Source organism: Proteus vulgaris, assembly GCF_016647575.1.
Classification (GTDB): domain Bacteria; phylum Pseudomonadota; class Gammaproteobacteria; order Enterobacterales; family Enterobacteriaceae; genus Proteus; species Proteus mirabilis_B.
This window is the reverse complement of sequence record NZ_CP032663.1, coordinates 3,868,297-3,888,189: the sequence shown is the minus strand read 5'-3', so window position 1 is coordinate 3,888,189 and position 19,893 is coordinate 3,868,297. Positions and strand designations below refer to the sequence as shown.

21 protein-coding genes are annotated in these 19,893 nt (G+C 38.5%); 7 read left to right on the top strand and 14 right to left on the bottom strand.

Annotated features, from left to right (window positions below; translation table 11 throughout):
- Entirely contained in the window at positions 1-552 is a 552-nt protein-coding gene (locus D7029_RS17770) for a GNAT family N-acetyltransferase (RefSeq protein ID WP_194951409.1), read from the top strand.
- On the opposite strand, the gene D7029_RS17765 is transcribed toward D7029_RS17770, so the two are convergent.
- The 3 genes from D7029_RS17765 to D7029_RS17755 form a co-directional block, all read right to left on the bottom strand.
- Positions 553-1,215 carry a hypothetical protein gene (locus D7029_RS17765; protein WP_194951408.1) on the bottom strand — a complete coding sequence of 221 codons (663 nt, stop codon included), beginning with the start codon at positions 1,213-1,215 and terminating at the stop codon, positions 553-555. It abuts the gene before it with no gap.
- Positions 1,196-1,570: a hypothetical protein gene (locus D7029_RS17760; protein ID WP_194951407.1), complete on the bottom strand. Its 375-nt coding sequence runs from the start codon at positions 1,568-1,570 to the stop codon at positions 1,196-1,198. Before D7029_RS17760 ends, D7029_RS17765 begins: the two co-directional genes overlap by 20 nt.
- A gap of 220 nt (positions 1,571-1,790) precedes the next feature.
- Positions 1,791-3,149, bottom strand: a complete 1,359-nt coding sequence (locus D7029_RS17755; protein WP_194951406.1) for an NCS2 family permease — start codon at positions 3,147-3,149, stop codon at positions 1,791-1,793.
- A 303-nt stretch (positions 3,150-3,452) separates the two neighbouring features.
- On the opposite strand from D7029_RS17755, the gene D7029_RS17750 reads away from it, so the two are divergent.
- Both D7029_RS17750 and D7029_RS17745 read left to right on the top strand, forming a co-directional pair.
- Positions 3,453-3,749 carry a DUF1778 domain-containing protein gene (locus D7029_RS17750; protein WP_109408979.1) on the top strand — a complete coding sequence of 99 codons (297 nt, stop codon included), beginning with the start codon at positions 3,453-3,455 and terminating at the stop codon, positions 3,747-3,749.
- Entirely contained in the window at positions 3,727-4,239 is a 513-nt protein-coding gene (locus D7029_RS17745) for a GNAT family N-acetyltransferase (protein WP_194951405.1), read from the top strand. Before D7029_RS17750 ends, D7029_RS17745 begins: the two co-directional genes overlap by 23 nt.
- A 56-nt stretch (positions 4,240-4,295) precedes the next feature.
- Here D7029_RS17745 and D7029_RS17740 read toward each other — a convergent pair whose 3' ends face one another.
- The 11 genes from D7029_RS17740 to greB all read right to left on the bottom strand — a co-directional run bounded on the left by D7029_RS17740 (position 4,296) and on the right by greB (position 14,385).
- Positions 4,296-5,048: an amino acid ABC transporter permease gene (locus D7029_RS17740; RefSeq protein WP_194951404.1), complete on the bottom strand. Its 753-nt coding sequence runs from the start codon at positions 5,046-5,048 to the stop codon at positions 4,296-4,298.
- Position 5,049: 1 nt separating this feature from the next.
- Entirely contained in the window at positions 5,050-5,787 is a 738-nt protein-coding gene (locus tag D7029_RS17735; RefSeq protein ID WP_088494314.1) for an amino acid ABC transporter permease, read from the bottom strand.
- A gap of 106 nt (positions 5,788-5,893) precedes the next feature.
- A complete protein-coding gene (locus tag D7029_RS17730; protein WP_036933789.1) occupies positions 5,894-6,733 on the bottom strand; it encodes an ABC transporter substrate-binding protein in 840 nt (279 codons plus the stop codon).
- Positions 6,734-6,945: 212 nt separating this feature from the next.
- The gene (phoU, locus tag D7029_RS17725; protein ID WP_194951403.1) at positions 6,946-7,680 is read right to left on the bottom strand and encodes a phosphate signaling complex protein PhoU; all 735 of its coding nucleotides are present in this window, start codon (positions 7,678-7,680) and stop codon (positions 6,946-6,948) included.
- A 14-nt stretch (positions 7,681-7,694) separates the two neighbouring features.
- The gene (gene pstB, locus D7029_RS17720; RefSeq protein ID WP_088494316.1) at positions 7,695-8,471 is read right to left on the bottom strand and encodes a phosphate ABC transporter ATP-binding protein PstB; all 777 of its coding nucleotides are present in this window, start codon (positions 8,469-8,471) and stop codon (positions 7,695-7,697) included.
- A gap of 29 nt (positions 8,472-8,500) precedes the next feature.
- On the bottom strand, positions 8,501-9,403 hold the full coding sequence (gene pstA, locus D7029_RS17715) for a phosphate ABC transporter permease PstA (RefSeq protein ID WP_228766712.1): 903 nt from the start codon (positions 9,401-9,403) through the stop codon (positions 8,501-8,503).
- A gap of 1 nt (position 9,404) precedes the next feature.
- Positions 9,405-10,364 (bottom strand): phosphate ABC transporter permease PstC, encoded by a 960-nt coding sequence (gene pstC / locus D7029_RS17710; RefSeq protein WP_088494318.1) that lies wholly within the window; start codon positions 10,362-10,364, stop codon positions 9,405-9,407.
- A 77-nt stretch (positions 10,365-10,441) separates the two neighbouring features.
- A complete protein-coding gene (gene pstS, locus D7029_RS17705; protein WP_088494319.1) occupies positions 10,442-11,482 on the bottom strand; it encodes a phosphate ABC transporter substrate-binding protein PstS in 1,041 nt (346 codons plus the stop codon).
- 214 nt (positions 11,483-11,696) lie between these two features.
- On the bottom strand, positions 11,697-13,037 hold the full coding sequence (gene envZ, locus D7029_RS17700; RefSeq protein WP_194951402.1) for a two-component system sensor histidine kinase EnvZ: 1,341 nt from the start codon (positions 13,035-13,037) through the stop codon (positions 11,697-11,699).
- Positions 13,034-13,756 (bottom strand): two-component system response regulator OmpR, encoded by a 723-nt coding sequence (gene ompR, locus D7029_RS17695; RefSeq protein ID WP_036933800.1) that lies wholly within the window; start codon positions 13,754-13,756, stop codon positions 13,034-13,036. The genes envZ and ompR overlap by 4 nt, the downstream gene beginning before the upstream one ends.
- 149 nt (positions 13,757-13,905) lie before the next feature.
- Positions 13,906-14,385, bottom strand: coding sequence for a transcription elongation factor GreB (greB, locus tag D7029_RS17690; RefSeq protein WP_006534574.1), 480 nt, complete (start codon positions 14,383-14,385; stop codon positions 13,906-13,908).
- Between the two features lie 181 nt (positions 14,386-14,566).
- Here greB and D7029_RS17685 point away from each other — a divergent pair, with 181 nt between their 5' ends.
- The 4 genes from D7029_RS17685 to D7029_RS17670 all read left to right on the top strand — a co-directional run bounded on the left by D7029_RS17685 (position 14,567) and on the right by D7029_RS17670 (position 19,093).
- Entirely contained in the window at positions 14,567-16,906 is a 2,340-nt protein-coding gene (locus tag D7029_RS17685) for a Tex family protein (protein ID WP_194951401.1), read from the top strand.
- A gap of 481 nt (positions 16,907-17,387) precedes the next feature.
- On the top strand, positions 17,388-18,062 hold the full coding sequence (locus D7029_RS17680) for a CsgG/HfaB family protein (RefSeq protein ID WP_194951400.1): 675 nt from the start codon (positions 17,388-17,390) through the stop codon (positions 18,060-18,062).
- Between the two features lie 24 nt (positions 18,063-18,086).
- On the top strand, positions 18,087-18,440 hold the full coding sequence (locus D7029_RS17675; protein WP_194951399.1) for a DUF4810 domain-containing protein: 354 nt from the start codon (positions 18,087-18,089) through the stop codon (positions 18,438-18,440).
- On the top strand, positions 18,437-19,093 hold the full coding sequence (locus D7029_RS17670; protein ID WP_088494323.1) for a DUF799 domain-containing protein: 657 nt from the start codon (positions 18,437-18,439) through the stop codon (positions 19,091-19,093). Before D7029_RS17675 ends, D7029_RS17670 begins: the two co-directional genes overlap by 4 nt.
- Positions 19,094-19,893 lie beyond the last annotated feature (800 nt).

Sequence of the window (19,893 nt, the reverse complement as noted above, 5' to 3'; positions counted from 1 at the left end):
ATGCGTTACGCTGATATTCAAGTTGAAACAGAAAGATTAAGATTGCGTCCTTTTGAAATGGGGGATGCTGAAGATTGGTTTAAGATCATGAGTTCAGCTGAAGTGACGCGTTATTGGAGCCATCTTCCTTGGCAGTCACTGCAAGAAGCGCAGGAAGATATTATTCAAGATATCACGCATATGGAAAGAAAAGAGTATCTGCGCTTAGCGGTGATAGATAAAGCAACAAATGCACTGATGGGCATGTGTGTTTTTTTTAATCATTACCCTAATTCACGACGTGGAGAAATTGGGTATTGCCTTGATACAGCTTATCAAGGTAAAGGCGTTATGAAAGAAGCGATGGTGGCATTTATTACGTATCTTCAATCTCATCTATCTGTTCGTCGTTTAGAAGCGGATATCCACCCTGATAATAAAGCATCAGCTGCGTTGTTAGCAAAATTAGGTTTTGAACAAGAAGGGTATCTAAAACAGCGTTGGATAGTCGGTGATGAGATTTCTGACTCTATTATTTTTGGTTTGTTGTTGCCTACAATAGATAAAGCCTAATTAGGGGGAGTCTATTAGGCTGGATATTGCAAGTAAAACGACTCTTTCGCCAAAATCGCCTTCTGGGATATTTAATTTTTCTATGAAGGCGAGATCAACACTGAAATCTATTGAAGAAGGCCTACTCCAAATATAAGCGCTGTTTGTTATAAGAGATTTTCTATCGCATTCATAAAACATCAATTCACCATCAGAAAAGTATTTATGTGATAGCGTATTATTATGACAATGCATAACATAAAGCGTAATATTTTCTGAATTTGATAAACCAATTGCCCATAAACTCATGCCACCCAGAGTTTGCTGAGTATCACTAATTACGCCACCGTAAATTTCAATTATTCTTAAATAAATTGCGACTGAAATACCTAATGAACGGTATTCATTATCTACATAAGCAGATTCTATTTGAGGTAAATTAGATGAAAATAATATTGGTGTGGATAAATTAAAACTCATTACATAATTAGCAACAATAATATTATTTTTTATATCTTTAACATATAACCGATTTAATTCAGAACTAACGTTTTCTCTTAATAATAAATATTCTTTTTGATCATTATCTAAAATTATTCCTAATTCATCTATTTCACCAAAATCCTCGCTGTTATCTGGATTAATGAGTCGTTTATCATGGCGATCAATTAATATGGGTGGCATTCATTTGAGCCTTTTTATGCTGTGAGTTAAAAGTCTTAATCATTTTTTTAAGCTTTCTATGATTAAAAAGCTTTTCATAGTGTACTTTATATTTATTATTTATTTTATTTGAAAAAGACTCAGATACAACACTAAATCCTTTTTTATTTTTAGATGGTGCTAATTGAATTTCAAGAATAGGATATACATTATCCCAAATAGCTGTTTCTTCCCAGCCATCATTAAGGATTAAGACTCTAGGTCTTGTTTCACGCTCTTTCATTATTCTAACTTCGAAATTAATACCTTCACTATCTTTAATTTCACCAATTAGAATAGTTCTACTTGCTATTGTATGAGGTGAACGTTTATTCATTTCTCCCCCCTAATAATTAGTAAACTTAAAGTTATTATGATGAATATAATGTTTAGTAAATAAAATAACTATTAAGAAAATTATTTATTAAATATCATTATAAATAACCATAACGTTCCCTTTATAGTATTTTAGTGATGTTTAAAAATAAAGCAAAACTTGTCACCTGATAAAAAATAGGAAAAGCAATAGCCCGTAGACTATTGCTTTGGAGTGCAGTTTAGAAAAGATTGTTCAAATCAATCACATGAGTATCAATCAGCAATATTTTTAAAATAAATAGCAGTGAAACAATCACAACACATAGATTAATTTCTTTCCAGCGGAAAGTCCCTATCTTCATAACACAATAAGCAATAAAGCCTAGTGCGATACCTTCGGTAATTGAGAAGCTAAATGGCATCATGACTGCGGTGATAAAAGCAGGAACGGATTCTGTTAAATCATCCCATTTCACGCGTGTAAGGCTGGATGTCATTAATACACCCACATAAATCAGTGCGCCTGCTGTCGCATAGCTTGGCACCATACCTGCTAGTGGTGATAAGAAGATAGCGAGTAAGAAAAGAATACCCACAACAACGGCAGTTAAACCTGTGCGACCACCGACAGAAACACCGGAAGTACTTTCGATAAATGCGGTTACAGAAGATGTTCCCATTGCAGAGCCTGCAACAGAACTCAAGCTATCGACGTATAACGCTTGTTTCATTCGTGGAAACTTGCCTTTGTCATCAGTTAAACCTGCTTTATCAGTGACACCAATTAATGTGCCTGAAGAGTCAAATAGGTTCACCAACATAAAAGCAAAGATCACACCAGAAAGACCGATATCTAAGGCGCCCATAATATCAACTTTACCAACAACGGTTGTGATAGAAGGAGGAACAGCGAAGATACCTTGATATTGAACATCACCTAAAAGAAGACCAATTACAGTGGTGATAACAATTGAGATAAGAATAGCGGCATGAATATTACGAGCAGCAAGAATAGCGATAATAAAAAAGCCTAATGCACCTAATAATACGTTATGAGAAGCAAAATTACCGATAGTAACGATAGTGTCATTATTAGGAATAATAATACCGGAGTTTTTTAAGCCCATCATGGCGATAAAAAGACCGATACCGCTAGTAATACCAACACGTAAACTCAGTGGAATATGGGCAATTATCCAGTAGCGAATACGAAAGAGAGTCAGTAAAAATAGCCCTACGGCACCCCAAAAAATCGCACCCATAGCGACTTCCCATGAGTAACCCATAGCACCAACGACGACGAAGGCAAAGAATGCGTTTAAGCCCATTGCAGGTGCAACGGCAATAGGTAAATTTGCCACTAATCCCATTAAAATACTGCCGAAAGCCGCAATTAAGCAGGTCGTCACGAAGACGGCTTTGATATCCATATTGGCAGCAGCAAGAATTTGAGGGTTAACGAAGATAATATAAACCATCGTTAAGAAAGTCGTGATACCCGCAATCAGTTCGGTGCGAGCGTTTGTGCCGTGTTCTTGTAGCTTAAACAGGCGTTGGAGCAAACCCTGTGATCCAGAATTTGGTGATGACATGCTCATAGACAAAAGATCCCAAAAAAAATGTTTTTCGCTTTATCCTACACAAATAAAACAATAACTGCACCTAAAAAAGTAATCGATTGCGTAGAGCGCTACAGCGAAGGCATTAAAAATAGATGGAGATATTTAATAAACTAAGTGTAGTTTAGTGCTAATAATTGTATGACGTCAAAATGGCACATTTTATTTACTTTGTTAAAATTTGATCATATTATCTTGCTTGAAAAGTGAGCTGTTTTGAAGTTTTACTAGTTTTATAAATAACAGCTATTAAATAAGTTTTAATAAAGAGGTGGAGGAATTATGCCTACTTTATCAAATGAAAGGATCACAACACGTATTAGTCCCGAAATGAAAATTTTGTTAGAAAAGGCTTTATCATTATCAGGTTATACGAGTTTAAATAGTTTTATTGTACAAGCAGCTATTGCTGAAGCTAAACGGCTAATCGAGCAAGATATGCGTATTAAACTTTGTCAGGAAGACGCTTTAGATTTTATTAATGCATTGGAAAAACCAATCGAAATAAATGATCGCTTCCTTCGTGCCGCGCGCAAGCATAAGGAAACAATTCTTGATGAAAATAAGTCCTCTGAATAGAAAAATACATGATAGAACATCTTTTGATTGTGGCGATAAAACACTTAATAACTACTTGAAAGCAATATCCAATCAACATCATGAAAAAGATTTAGCACGTACTTTTGTATTAACAAGTGAAATCGAGCCTACAAAAATTAAAGGATTTTATTCATTAGCATTGTGTACTATCGATTTAGATGAATTACCGCAAGAAATCGGGAAAAAATATCCCAAAGAGCTCTATTGCGTATTAATCGGGCGGTTAGTAATTAGTCAGCAGTATCAACGCCAAGGTTTAGGGTCTATTTTATTAGTTGATGCTGTAAGAAAGGCAATAAATTCATCAGGTAATATTCCAATACCCATGATTATCGTAGATGCAAAACATGATATTGCAAAAAGTATGTATCAAGGATTAGGTTTTTCTTCATTTAGCCAAAATGAATATCGTTTATTTATGACTATGGCGAATGCTAAAGCGGTAATAAGTCTAGTTGATAATGAATAAATTAATTATAAAGAGACTCACTTATTTTATTAAAACAATAAGTGAGTCTCTTTTGTTTATCCCACTTCTTTCTTAACAAATGATTGTTGTTTAAACGGCAACACCATCTGCCAAAAAGGGCGCTTTTCTTTTTGTGTGGAAAATAATTTCGCTACTCTATTGGCAATAATTTCCAATGAAAAACAGAGAATAAAATAGATAAAAGCAACGAATAGAAAAACCTCCATTGGATAAACCATACTGCGGTTATTAACTTGGGTCGCTAAGAAAGAAAGTTCACCTACACCCACCACATAAGCTAGTGAAGTATCTTTAATTAAGGCTATCCACTGATTAATAAACGAAGGCACCATCATGCGTAATGCTTGTGGTAATACGATATACCACAACACTTTCCAGCGATTAAAACCTAACGATAACCCTGCTTGCCATTGCCCTTTTCCAATTGCCAAAATACCAGCTTTAACGCCATGCGCAATATAAGACGATGTAATTAAAGCCAATGCACAAATTACGGTGGTAATTTCAGGAATTTCCATTCCTAATACAACGGGCAATAAAAAATAGACCCAAAATATCAACATAATGACAGGAATTGCGCGGAAAAAACCTAAGAAAGCTGCAAAAAGGTTAACCCAGACACCTCTGAGCATAGCCAAAGCAATGCCACCTAATGTACCCAAAATAATTGATGCAATACCTGCAATGATGCTGATAAAAACGGTCAGTGCTGCACCTTCTAAAGGCCCATCAGGATAAGCACCAAAGAGTAAGTACTGCCAGTTATCAGCAATAACAGTAAAGTCCATATTAATACCCTTGTGCTAATTTACGTTGCTGATGCCATTGTCCCCAAGCTTCCATCAATGCGATTGCTGCAATATAGAGGATCGTTGCAACACCAAAGGCTTCAAAGGTGCGTAGTGATTCTGTTTCGACTTGCCTTGATGCGTAAGAAAGCTCCGCAACACCAATAGCCATCGTCAGTGATGAGTTTTTTATCACATTCATGTATTGACCCAATAAAGGGGGAAGAGCAATACGAAAGGCTTGAGGTAAAATCACATAGCGCATAGATTGCCACTGAGTTAGACCTAATGCCAAAGAGGCATACTTTTGTCCTTGCCTAACACCTTGAATACCGGCTCTTAGCTCTTCGGCAATAAATGGCGTTGAGTAAAATGTCAGACCCACAATACCCGCCAAAAACTCAAAAGAAGGCCAAGAAAGCGTTATACCTAAAAATGTAATCTCATGAGGAGTGTTTAACCATACCATGGCGCTTTGTGGCAGAATTTCTCCTGATGCGAAATACCAAAAGAATAACTGCACTAACAGCGGAGTATTACGAAATAGAGAAGTATAAGTAGTAGCTAACCAGCGTAATGGTGCAAAAGCGCTATCTCTTGCAGCACTAAGGGCAAAGCTCATTAATGTTGCAATGACAATAGTCCAAAAAGAGATAAGCAAGGTGATTAGAAAACCACTCCAGAGCCAATTTAAATAGTGTGGCTCAAGAAGGTAATGTGAAAGAAATTGCTCAAACATATAATAGGCCTATTGTAGACACCAAACCCCGCAAAAGCGGGGTAGGTGTTTTAATAAAGGAATAACTTTATTTTGATGAAAGAAGAAAGTTATTACGCTTTAAAGATCAAGATTGTGGTGTTTGCTCTGATAGTGGGGCAAATTTAAAATCACCACGAGGTTGAGCTGATTTTGTTTCAGGGCCAAACCAACGATTGTAGATCTCGTCGGCTTTACCCTCTTTTTCCAATCTTAATAGGGTGTTATTGATTTCGTTAATTAAACGCTCTTCACCTTTAGCGGCTGCAACTGCTTGGTATTCACGGGTAATGCTAAATGATGACACTTCAAAATCGGCTTTAATGGCATCAGGAAGATTTGCTAATAAACCCACTAACTTCGCATCATCTTGTGTGATGGCTTGTACGTTACCGTTACGTAATGCAGCAAAAGCCAGTGGTGTATCGTCATAAGAGATAACTTTGGTGTCAGGATAGCGTTCACGTAATGTGATTTCTTGAACAGTACCTTTATCAGCACCAATACGCAGTGAGTGAATTTGTTCTGGGTTGGTTAAAACCCCTTTACGTGCAATAAATTTTTGTCCGGTTGCAAAGTAAGGAACAGAGAAATCAACTTGTTTAGCTCGCTCATCGGTAATGGTGAAGTTAGCTGCGATTAAATCGACTTTTTTAGAACTTAAAAGTGGGATACGGTTTGCTGGGTTTGTTGGACGCAGTTCCAGTTTTACACCTAAATCTTTGGCGATCTCATTGGCGATATCTGCATCATAACCTGCGAGTTTTTTGGTTTGAGGATCAATAAACCCAAATGGAGGATTACTGTCAAAAATCGCGATACGTACTACACCTGCTTTTTTTATATCATCGAGCTTATCTGCTTTTGCAATACCAGAGAAAAGCACAGAGCCTGCAATTAATGCGGTTGCCAAGACACGTAATTTCATTATTCACCCCAAAGAAAAGAATTATCATCGTTATGTTGGATATCACGCTATCAAGTTGATCTAAGTTCATAAAATAATAAAAATTGATATGGATATGCTTTTAAGGAATAAGATGGAAAAAAGTGTTGAGCGAAAGCGGTATTAATTTATAGAGCATAAAAAACAGCGACATGAGCGCCGCTGTTTTGAAGAGAAGAAAAAGAGAGAGAAATTTATTTAGAAGCGTTGCTATCGTCATTTTTTGTGAGCATTTTTTCTACTTGGTCGCCCCCTAAATGGCGGAAATCATGACCTTTTACGTAATAGAAAATAAACTCACAAATGTTCTGACAACGGTCGCCAATACGTTCAATAGAACGCGCACAAAATAGTGCTGTTAGCACGCTAGGAATAGTGCGAGGATCTTCCATCATATAAGTCATCAATTGACGGACGATACCTTCATATTCGTTATCAATTTTAGCGTCTTCACGATAGATACGCACTGCTTCATCCAAATCCATACGCGCAAATGCATCAAGAACATCGTGAAGCATTTGTATGGCGTGTTGACCTAAAGATTCTAAGCTCACGAGCAGTGGTTGATGTTGGTGTGAAAACTTTTCAAGTGCGGTTTTACAGATTTTTTCAGCAACGTCACCAATACGTTCTAGTTCAGCGATCGTTTTTGATATCGCCATAATTAAACGTAAATCACTCGCGGTTGGCTGGCGTTTAGCAATAATTCGCATACACGCATCATCAATGGCGACTTCCATCATATTGACGTTATGGTCACCTTGAATGACTTCATTTGCTAATGCTTGATCCTGATTATGCATCGCCGTAATGGCTTTTTTCAGTTGCTCTTCAACAAGCCCACCCATAACCATCAGCTCAGTACGGATATGCTCTAACTCAGCATTAAATTGACCAGAAATATGCTTATTGTGATTTAAATTATCCATTTAGTGCCTCGTTATCAGCCGTAACGCCCAGTGATGTAATCTTCAGTTTGTTTTTTCGCAGGACGCGTAAATAACGTATCCGTATCGCTAAATTCAATTAACTCGCCTAAATACATAAATGCAGTGTGATCAGAACAACGTGCCGCTTGTTGCATGTTATGTGTCACGATAACCACGGTATATTCTGATTTAAGTTCACTGATAAGTTCTTCAATACGACCAGTTGAGATAGGGTCAAGTGCTGAACAAGGCTCATCAAGTAATAAAACCTCAGGGCGAATAGCGATACCGCGTGCTATACATAAACGCTGTTGTTGACCACCAGACAGACTATATCCACTCTGATGTAATTTATCTTTGGTTTCGTTCCATAATGCGGCTTTAGTCAAAGCCCACTGAACACGTTCATCCATATCAGCGCGAGACAATTTTTCGAATAAACGTACACCAAAGGCGATGTTGTCATAAATCGACATCGGGAACGGTGTTGGTTTTTGGAATACCATTCCGACTTTGGCACGTAATAACGCAATATCTTGCTTATCTGTCAGGATATTGTTGCCATCTAGCAGAATTTCACCTTCTGCACGTTGTTCGCCATAAAGCTCATACATTTTGTTAAAAGTACGCAGTAAGGTTGATTTACCACAGCCAGAAGGGCCGATAAATGCAGTCACCTTATTTTTGGCAATATCTAAAGAGATATTTTTCAGCGCATGGAATTTACCGTAGTAGAAGTTCAAATCACGAACTTGAATTTTATTTCCTGCGTTATCATTAGCCATAATCATTCAACGTCTCTCTTACTTAACTTTCTGCGTTAACCGTGCTTGCGTTTAGCAAATAGCACGCGCGCAATAATATTGATAAATAGAACACAGAGGGTGATAAGTAATACGCCAGCCCAAGCAAGCTCTTGCCATTGTGCAAAAGGACTCATGGCGAACTTAAAGATAGTTACAGGTAAGTTAGCTATCGGTTCGTTTAAGTCTGTGCTCCAGAATTGATTTGATAGTGAAGTAAATAACAGTGGTGCAGTTTCGCCTGCAATACGCGCAATCGCTAATAACACACCTGTGATAATGCCTGATACCGAGGCTTTTAAGGTGATTTTAGAGATCATCTTCCACTTTGGTGTCCCTAATGCGTAAGCGGCTTCGCGTAAGCTATCAGGTACTAACTTCAACATATTTTCAGTGGTGCGAATAACGATAGGAATTTGCAGTAACGCTAATGCGATAATTCCCGCCCATCCTGAAAAGTGCTGCATCTGTGCGACAACAATGGTGTAGACAAAAAGCCCGACAACGATTGACGGCGCTGACAGCAAGATATCGTTAATAAAGCGTGTGGTTTCAGCAAGCCATGAACGACGACCATATTCAGCAAGATAAATCCCTGCAAGAATACCCAATGGTGTTCCAATCACTGTTGCCCAAAGGATGAGTAATCCACTACCGACAATGGCATTCGCCAATCCGCCACCATCAGTATTCGGCGGAGGTGTCATTTCAGTAAAAAGTGCAAGTGACATGCCATCGAAGCCTTTGGTAAACGTGGAGAATAAAATCCATGTTAACCAGAAAAGACCAAATGCCATGGTAGAGACAGATAAAAATAGCGCGATACGATTTTTTTGACGACGCCAAAGTTGGCGTTTATGGCGTACACGCAGCTCGTTTTCTGTTTGAACTCGCAATGAAGAAGAGGATGTTTTAGACATATCAGCGCGCTCCTTCATTTCTTGATAAACGTAATGTCATAAACTTAGAAATCGCAAGAACGATAAAGGTGATGACAAACAGGATAAGCCCTAATTCCATTAATGCAGCAGTGTGTAATCCCGTCTCAGCTTCAGCAAATTCATTCGCTAATGCAGACGTGATACTGTTACCTGGCATAAATAACGAGGCAGAGTCTAATTGGTAGGTATTACCGATGATAAAGGTTACCGCCATAGTTTCACCTAAGGCACGTCCTAATCCCAACATAACACCGCCGATAACGCCATTACGGGTATAAGGTAGAACGATATTCCAAATCACTTCCCATGTTGTACACCCAATGCCGTAGGCAGACTCTTTCATCATGACAGGCGTCTGTTCAAACACATCACGCATAACAGAAGCGATATAAGGAATGATCATGATAGCGAGGATAACGCCTGCAGCTAAGATCCCGATACCAAAAGCAGGGCCAGAGAAAAGCTCGCCAACGATAGGAATAGAAGAAAGCACATTACCTACCGGCTCTTGGAAATAGGTTGCAAAGAGTGGTGCGAAGACAAACAGTCCCCACATACCATAAACAATACTTGGAATAGCGGCGAGTAACTCAATAGCGATACCTAACGGGCGTTTTAACCAATTAGGCGCTAATTCAGTTAAGAAAAGAGCGATACCAAAGCTGACAGGAACGGCAATAACCAGTGCGATGACTGAAGTTACAATGGTGCCGTAAATGGGTACTAGTGCCCCAAATTCCTGAGCAGGAGGATCCCACTCTTTCGACCATAAGAATGAAAGGCCAAATTGTTGAATACTTGGCCATGAGGCGAAAATCAGTGAAACAATGATACCTGTTAAAAGCAAAAGTGTAATCAACGCAGCTAGACGAACTAGTGCGCTGAAAATAACGTCCCCTCGTTTACTAGGGGCCTTTATTACCGTTGTATGCTCGGCCATAAAGCCTCTTTTAATTTATTACCCCCTGTTTTGCAGGGGGTGAACGTTAACTTATCTCTTAATGGTTCCCGATTTTATTAGTAAATCGGTTTACCATTACTGTCTTTAATACTTGTTTTCCATGCTGCACGAATTTGCTCTACAACTTCTGCGGGTAGTACGGCGTAATCTAGATTTTTCGCTTCTTGATTACCTTTGTCGTAAGCCCAGTTGAAGAAATTCAGTACTTCTTTACCTTTTTCTGCATTTTGCTGTTTCTGATGCACTAAGATAAAGGTGGTGGAAGTAATCGGCCATGCGTTTTCACCTTTCTGATTAGTCAGGTCTTGTGCAAAGCTTTTGCTCCAATCAATTTTTCTTGCTGCGGCACTAAAACTGTCTGCTGTTGGTGCGATTGCCTCACCGTCAGCGGTGACTAATTTAGTATAAGCAAGGTTGTTTTGTTTCGCGTAAGCATATTCAACATAACCAATTGAACCTGGTACACGTTGAACGAATGCCGCGATACCATCATTCCCTTTTCCACCTAAGCCTGTCGGCCATTTAACAGTAGAGCCAGCGCCTACTTCATCTTTCCATGCGCTATTTACTTTTGATAAGTAGCTAGTGAAAACGAAAGAGGTTCCTGAACCATCTGCACGGCGAATAACTGCGATATTTTGGTCTGGTAATTTTACGCCCGGATTAAGTTTAGTGATGGCAGGGTCGTTCCATTTTTGGATCTTGCCTAGGTAGATATTACCGATAGTATCGCCATCTAAGGTCAGTTCACCTGATTTGATACCAGGAATATTGACTGCCATAACAACGCCACCAATCACGGTAGGGAATTGGAATAAACCGTCAGCTTGTAATTTATCGTCTGCTAATGGCGCATCAGAAGCACCAAAATCAACGGTATTTGCAATGATTTGTTTTACACCACCAGAGGAACCAATGCCTTGGTAGTTAATTTTGTTACCCGTTTCTTTCTGATAGGAATCTGCCCATTTAGCATAAACTGGGGCAGGGAACGTTGCGCCCGCACCAGTCAGCGAGGTCGTTGCCTGTGCAGAAAGAGCGGTCATTGAAAACGCAGCGGCAATGACACTAGTCAGGGTGGTACGCATCAGTTTCATAATCCCTCCTGTGGGATAGGTAGAATAATTTTCGACATCTATCAACTTCGGTTACGGTACGCACAGACAATAGGTCAGTTTGATGACAATTAAATGTCTTAATTGTGACAGTTTTATGACAAAGCAAAAAAATGATGAAATATTTATAGGAGGAGAGAAATTAGAATGGAGATGGCGTAATAAAAAAGCACTTCAATACTTGAAATAGAGAGGACTAATCATCCTCATCTTCACGCTCTTTTAATGGGAAGTTAGCTCGAATTAATAATCCGCATTTAATGCTATCATCAAGCTCAACATAACCACCATGAGCATCCATAATACGGCGAATAATGGATAAACCTAAACCTGCACCCGTTGAACTACGCGCTTGCTCACCTTGAACAAAAGGTTGGAAAAGACGTTGTCTATCTTCTTGTGGGATACCGGGGCCATCATCTTCAACTTGGAACCAAGCATATTCTTCATTTTTGCCACTTGAAACGCTTATCCAGCCATTACCATAGCGAGTGGCATTCACAACCATATTGGTAAGTGCTCGTTTTACCGCAATAGGGTTAGCTGTGATATTAATAGGTTCAGGATGAAGATGTTCTTCACTGATTTTCCCTGAATTAGATTCGGCTGAAATGACTTCTTGCAATAGATTATTCATATCACACAGCTCTAAAGACATCTCTTTACCCGTGCGCATATAGTCTAAGAATTGCCCAATAATGGCATCACAATCTTCGATATCTTTATTGATAGAGTCTGCGAGGTAACTATCTTCGGGACTCATCATTTCCGTTGCTAGACGAATTCGAGTCAATGGCGTACGCAAATCATGGCTGACACCTGCCATAACGAGCGTTCTATCATTATCTAATGAGCGAATTCCTGATGACATCTGGTTAAAGGCACGAATAATTGAGCGCATTTCAGAAGAGCCAGATTCAGGAATAGGAGGAGGAATAACTCCTTTTCCGATGCGACGCGCTGCATATTCCACTTCATTAAGTGGGCGATTTTGAAAACGACTATAGAGCCAGAAAAAAGCGACAACGATAATAATAAAAATAATCGCTTGCCGATAAACGGGGAGTAAGAAGTTTTGCCCTAATTCAGTCAACGGAACACGTATCCAAAGCGAGGGAGACATATGTGTATTGACCCATAAAACAGGGTATTCCAGCGTATTCTCGATCCAAATTTCGGTTTCTCCCCCCAGATATTCAGTCATCTGCTCACTTAATTCATCATCTATTTTTGCCCAATACAGGCCTTCTTCAAGTGCTGCTTTTTTATCAAAGAAAGAAATGCCTAATTCGTTATAGATTTTATTGCGTAAAGCAGGGGAGATTTTTAGCGGGGTGCCATCAACGAGGATCAATTCTTCAGGCATTAAAGTGCGTATTTCATACGCTAATACTTTATTGAATTGCTGAAGGCTTGGCCCAACAATAAGATGCTGCACAACGATATAACTGGCTATCAAGCTAAAAAAAAGTAGCGAGATAACCAGAAATAAAGAGCGCGTCAGTTTATTGTGAGGGGAAAGCCTCAGCCTTCTCATTGAGCGCTGGTTCCATCAGGAACAAAGACGTAACCAAGACCCCAAACCGTTTGAATGTAACGAGGGTGTGTTGGATCTTCTTCAATCATGCGACGTAAACGAGAAATTTGAACGTCAATTGAACGCTCCATAGCACTGTATTCTCGACCACGAGCAAGGCTCATTAATTTGTCACGAGACAGTGGTTCACGAGGGTGTGATACCAGTACTTTCAATACAGCAAATTCACCACTCGTCAGAGGCATATGCTCTTCTTCGTGGAACATTTCGCGTGTACCAAGGTTCAGCTTGAACTTACCAAAAGAGATAATGGCGTTATCTTGTGAAGGCGCGCCCGGTAATTCATTTGCTTGACGACGAAGAACAGCGCGAATACGTGCCAGTAGTTCTCTTGGGTTAAATGGTTTTGAGATGTAATCATCAGCACCAATTTCAAGCCCAACAATTCTATCAACCTCTTCCCCTTTCGCTGTCACCATAATAATAGGGATAGGGTTGTTTTGGCTTCTTAAGCGGCGGCAAATAGATAGACCATCTTCACCTGGAAGCATTAAATCGAGCACAATAAGATGGATAGATTCGCGAGTGAGCAGACGATCCATCTGATCGGCGTTTGCAGCAGTACGGATTTGAAAACCCTGCTCTGTCAAATAGCGCTCTAAGAGTGAACGTAGACGTAAATCATCATCCACGATTAGCACTTTATAACTTTCTTGCATTTTTTAAGCTCCCGAAGTGCAAATGCTTTTATTAGCGAATTCTATCATCGATAAGAATATTAAACCAAAACCAAAGAATAAATGTTAATAATTTATAGATAAAACTTGTTCATTAGCCCTAAGGAAGGGGATAAAACTATTTATTTATCTTATTCCGAATGATATTTGATAGATAATACGCAGTAATTAACTTCACCACCTGGTGTCTGCACACTAATTTCATCATCAACTTGTTTACCAATGAGCGCTCTGGCAACGGGTGAATCAATAGAAATCCACTGTTTTGCTGGATCAAACTCATCGGGACCCACAAGTCGAAAAGTTTTGACGTTTTCGTCATCATCTTCAAGCGTGACCCAAGCACCAAAGTAGACTTTTCCTTCTTGGCGAGGATCAGGGTCAACAATTTTTAGTTCATCAAGGCGTTTTGATAAAAAACGAACACGTCTATCAATTTCACGTAATCGCTTCTTTCCATAAATATATTCAGCATTTTCTGAACGGTCGCCTTGTGCCGCTGCTTCTGAAACCGATTGTGTAACACGAGGGCGCTCTTCTTTCCAAAGATATTTTAGCTCTTTGTCTAAGGCATACCAGCCATCGCGAGTAATATAGTTACTTTTTGCCATTACGAATAAAAACTATCATCAACATTGAATTTCATAAAGGTACTATAGCGTGAATGTTAAAATAATCTGTTAATTTCCTCATAATTGTCGAGCTAGATGGGAAATTTGCCAAATTTTTTTAGTGCTCTGCGTGTATAATAGCCATCTTTTTTAACTATTCCTCTCGGTAGGTAAATATTTTATGAATGAATCATTAAGCCGAATTATTGCAGATGAGCTCTCGGTTAAGCCCCAGCAAGTCCTTTCGGCGATAACGTTACTGGATGAAGGGAATACGGTGCCATTTGTTGCCCGTTATCGTAAAGAGGTCACAGGCGGATTAGATGATACGCAATTACGTCAATTAGAAACTCGCCTCGGTTACCTACGGGAACTCAACGATCGCCGCCAAACAATTTTAAAATCAATTGAAGAACAAGGAAAGCTGACGCCTGAATTGCGATCTTCAATTAATGAAACTCAAAGTAAAACAGAGCTTGAAGATCTCTATCTTCCTTATAAGCCTAAGCGCCGTACTCGTGGTCAGATTGCGATTGAGAATGGATTAGAACCCTTAGCGGATTTACTGTGGAATGAACCACAAAATAGCCCAGAAGAAGCGGCAGTCGCTTATATCAACACAGAAAAAGGTGTTGATGATACGAAGGCAGCTTTAGATGGTGCACGTTATATTTTAATGGAGCGTTTTTCAGAAGATGCCGGATTATTGGCAAAAGTTCGTCAATATCTATGGAAAAATGCACATCTTGTTGCCAAAGTGATTGAAGGTAAAGAAGCCGAAGGGGCGAAATTTAGTGATTATTTTGATCACCATGAGCCAATCGCTAATGTTCCTTCTCATCGCGCATTAGCGATGTTTCGTGGTCGGAATGAAGGGATACTTCAATTATCACTCAATCCAGATCCGCAATTTGAAGAAGCGCCTAAAGAGAGCTACGGTGAACAACTGGTCACGGAACATTTAGGATTACGCTTAAATAATCAACCTGCTGATAGTTGGCGTAAAGCTGTTGTGAGTTGGACTTGGCGTATTAAAGTTTTAATGCATATTGAAACAGAATTGATGGGCCAATTACGAGAAAAAGCGGAAGAAGAAGCGATTAATGTTTTTGCTCGTAACCTTAATGATCTACTGATGGCGGCTCCTGCTGGCATGCGTGCCACAATGGGGCTCGATCCTGGTTTACGTACTGGTGTTAAAGTTGCGGTTGTTGATAGCACGGGTAAATTAATTGCTACAGATACAATTTATCCACATACAGGACAAGCTGATAAAGCAGCGGCAAGTGTAGCTGCGTTGTGTATTAAGCATAATGTTGAACTGGTGGCGATTGGTAATGGTACGGCATCTCGTGAAACAGAGCGCTTTTTTGCTGAAACAGTAAAACGTTATCCAGAAGTCAAAGCGCAAAAAGTGATTGTCAGTGAAGCAGGTGCATCGGTGTATTCTGCGTCAGAGCTTGCGGCTAATGAATTCCCTGATTTGGATGTTTCTATTCGTGGTGCGGTTTCTATCGCGCGTCGCTTACAAGATCCGTTGGCTGAACTTGTAAAAATCGATCCTAAATCGATTGGGGTTGGTCAATATCAGCACGATGTTAGCCAAACATTATTAGCGAGAAAACTTGATACTGTTGTTGAAGACTGTGTGAATGGTGTTGGTGTTGATTTAAATACAGCATCAGTACCGTTATTAACGCGTGTTGCAGGGCTTAGCCAATCTATTGCTCAAAATATTATTAGCTGGCGTGATGAAAACGGTCGCTTTGTCGATAGAAAACAGTTGCTCAAAGTGGCGCGTTTAGGACCGAAAGCCTTTGAGCAATGTGCTGGCTTCTTGCGTATTCGTGATGGTAAAAATCCGCTAGATGCCTCAACGGTTCACCCTGAAGCGTACCCAGTCGTTGAAAATATCCTGCAATCTACACATCAAAAAATTGATGATTTAATGGGTAATAGCACTTTAATTTCACAAGTAGATGCAAGAGCATTTATTACAGAGCAATTTGGTTTGCCAACAATTAATGACATCTTAAAAGAATTAGCAAAACCGGGACGTGACCCTCGTCCAGAGTTTAAAACTGCAACCTTTGCTGAAGGTGTCGAAACGATGAATGATTTAGTCAGTGGCATGATCCTTGAAGGAACTGTGACTAACGTGACTAATTTCGGTGCATTCGTTGATATCGGTGTACACCAAGATGGTCTGGTTCATATCTCTTCTTTAGCAGACAGATTTATTGAAGATCCACATACAGTGGTGAAAACCGGAGATATTGTTAAAGTTAAAGTTCTTGAGGTTGATTTAGCTCGTAAACGCATTGCACTGACTATGCGTTTAGATGAAGTCGCAGGTGATAGTGATAAAAAACAATCATCATCAAATAATGCGAATTCTGCTAGAAACAACAAAGGACAGAAACCAGCTCGCAATAACCGCCAGACAATAAATAATGGTAATAGTGCGGGAAATAGTGCAATGGGTGATGCTTTAGCTGCCGCATTTGGAAAAAAACGCTAATAGCGCATTTATTGCTACCGTATTAGTCGGTAAAAAGAGTAAAAATTATGAGCGTGATATAACTAATATTGGTTATATCACGTTTTTTATTACACATTATTTAGATGTTGCTTTTAGATAAAAATATTTATAAAAACTAATTAAATAGCAACGTAATACAAATTCTTTTTCATTTTTTTATAAGTTTAATTTTAAACTGACTTAAGGGATATTGATAAAATAATAGATAAAGCATTCTCTATTTTATCTCTATATTTATTTGTTGTTATTTTTATCACCCATCTTCTATTCTCCCCGCCGCTGATTGCCTTTATATTATAAATAAGAGCTGATGTATCTTTTAACCTTATTATTACTGAGGTTTATAAGTGTGGGCTTTATGAGCTAAAACTGAAAATTATTATTTCCGTTTATATCAACTCTACTTCAATTAATAGAATGAATATCTATAGGTTTATTTCACCTTTATTGGGTTATTAATATGAATTTAAATAAATTATCACTTGGTTTGATCTTGGTTTCTGCATCATTACTTGCAGGATGTGCATCAGAATCTTCACGCTCTTTAGAAGTTGCTAAAGTTGCAACCTATAACACAACTTATACCGGCACTAAGAGCGCTATTTCTATTGGTAAGTTTGATAACCGTTCTAGTTATATGAATGGAATATTCTCTGATGGAGTTGATAGATTAGGAAATCAATCCAAAACGATTTTAATGACGCACTTACAGCAAACAGGGCGTTTTAATGTATTAGATAGAACTAACTTATCTGAATTAAAAGAAGAAGCGGGCATTAAAGGCCAAAGCCAACAGTTAAAAGGTGCAACATATGTTATTACTGGCGATGTCACTGAATTTGGCCGTAAAGAAGTTGGTGACCGTCAATTATTCGGTATTTTAGGTCGTGGTAAAACACAAGTTGCTTATGCCAAAGTGAACTTAAACGTTGTGAATGTGAATACATCAGAAGTGGTGTTCTCATCTCAAGGTGCGGGCGAATACGAGCTTTCTAATCGTGAAATCATTGGGTTTGGTGGAACAGCAAGCTATGACTCAACACTTAACGGTAAGGTACTTGATTTAGCTATTCGTGAAGCAGTTAATAACTTAGTTGCAGGCATTGAAAGCAATGCTTGGCAGCCTTCAAAATAATGCACATTTTATAAGGATATAACGATGTCAAAATCATTAATAAGCCTTGTTTTTGGTGCATTATTACTAACGGGCTGTGCAAGTGGTCCTAAACCACTTTATAACTGGGATAGTTATCAACAAGTGGTGTATCAGCACTATCAACAAAGTGAAAGTGATCCTCAAGCACAAATCGATGCATTAAAGAAAAGTATTGAGCTTTCTCGTGCCAAATCATTAGGTATTCCACCGGGATTACATGCACATTTAGGTATGTTATACGGTGCAACAGGGGCGTTAGATTTAGCGATGGCTGAATTTAATGAAGAGAAAGCACTTTACCCAGAATCAGCGGAATTTATGGATCGCCTGATGAAAAATAAAGGAATGCAAAAATGAGTCGCTTATTCACTTTAATTTGTTTGGCTTTTGCGCTGGTATTAACGGGATGTGCTCAGCCTGTTAAAACAGATTACTCCGCATTTAAGCAGAGTAAACCAAAGAGCATTTTAGTCTTGGTGCCCCAAAACCATACAACAGAAGTTGGAGCTGGACACAGTTTCTTATCTCAAGTGACGTATCCTTTAGCGGAAGCAGGATATTATGTGTTCCCTGTTGCTGTCGTTGAAGAGACATTTAAGCAAAACGGCTTATCCATGGCTGGGGATATTCATGCAGTAAGTCCTAATAAATTACGTGAAATCTTTGGCGCTGATGCTGTTTTATACTTAGATATCACCGAATTTGGAACGTCATACCAAATTATTTCTAGTGATACGCGAGTTACTGTCGCAGCCAAGCTTGTTGATCTTCGTAATGGTGGTGTGTTGTGGAGTAGTTCTGCAACGGCATCAAGTACAGAAACAGAAGGCTCATCAGGTAGTTTAGTCGGGATGCTGGTTTCAGCGGTTGTGAATCAAATCGTGAATACAGTATCAGATAAAAGCTATCAAATTGCGGGTATAACCAGTGTTCGCTTACTTTCTGCTGGAAATGCGAATGGCATTCTGTATGGTCCTCGTTCTCCTAATTATGGTAAAGAAGCAGAATAAATAAATGCTATAAAATAAGCATAATAAAGAGAAAGGCTCTGCTTATTAACTTTAAAATAAGTAGAGCCTTATTTTATTTGTAGGTATAAATAATAATTATTCTTATTTGGTGCTAGGTAATGCTACATATATTTATTGTAAGATAAACGTGAAGTAGAAGAGTGAATAAAAGAGATGAATTGTTATTGAAGAGATAAACCATCCTTGGTTGCTAGTCCGTTTCCTTCCGTGGTTAATAATCCATAATTCGGGTATATAAAAGAGACTGATTAAATAAGAGAAACGTCAATTAGAATAAGATAAGGTATGGGGGATGCTATCTTTCCTTGTAATATAGCGACCTTTATTCTTTAAATGAGCCTCAAATTTAAATCAAAACACGACCTAGTTGGATATTAATCAATGTTTGTCTCTAGGATATGTAATATTATAATTTAGGTAAAGATATAATTGTTACTATTATTATAATCATCGAATTAAGAGGGAATAAAAGAATAATAAAACTAATATAACGAGATATTTAATTAATTTAAATCGTATTTTGAGTAATATATCGTTTTAAACTCGGCGTAAAAGTTTTCTTCTGATATTTCGCGATGAATTAAAACTACTAACATATTGAATAAACTTAATTTATTCATGAATATATTTAATGGATAAGACTATTTTTACATAATGTGATTTACATCACGTCGTATATTTGAGTGTTATCACCTATCAATAAGAAGAAAGGGATTTATACGATACCTCTTTCGATCATATTCAGTTCTCGATTTATTGGTTACACTATTCTTTCAGAT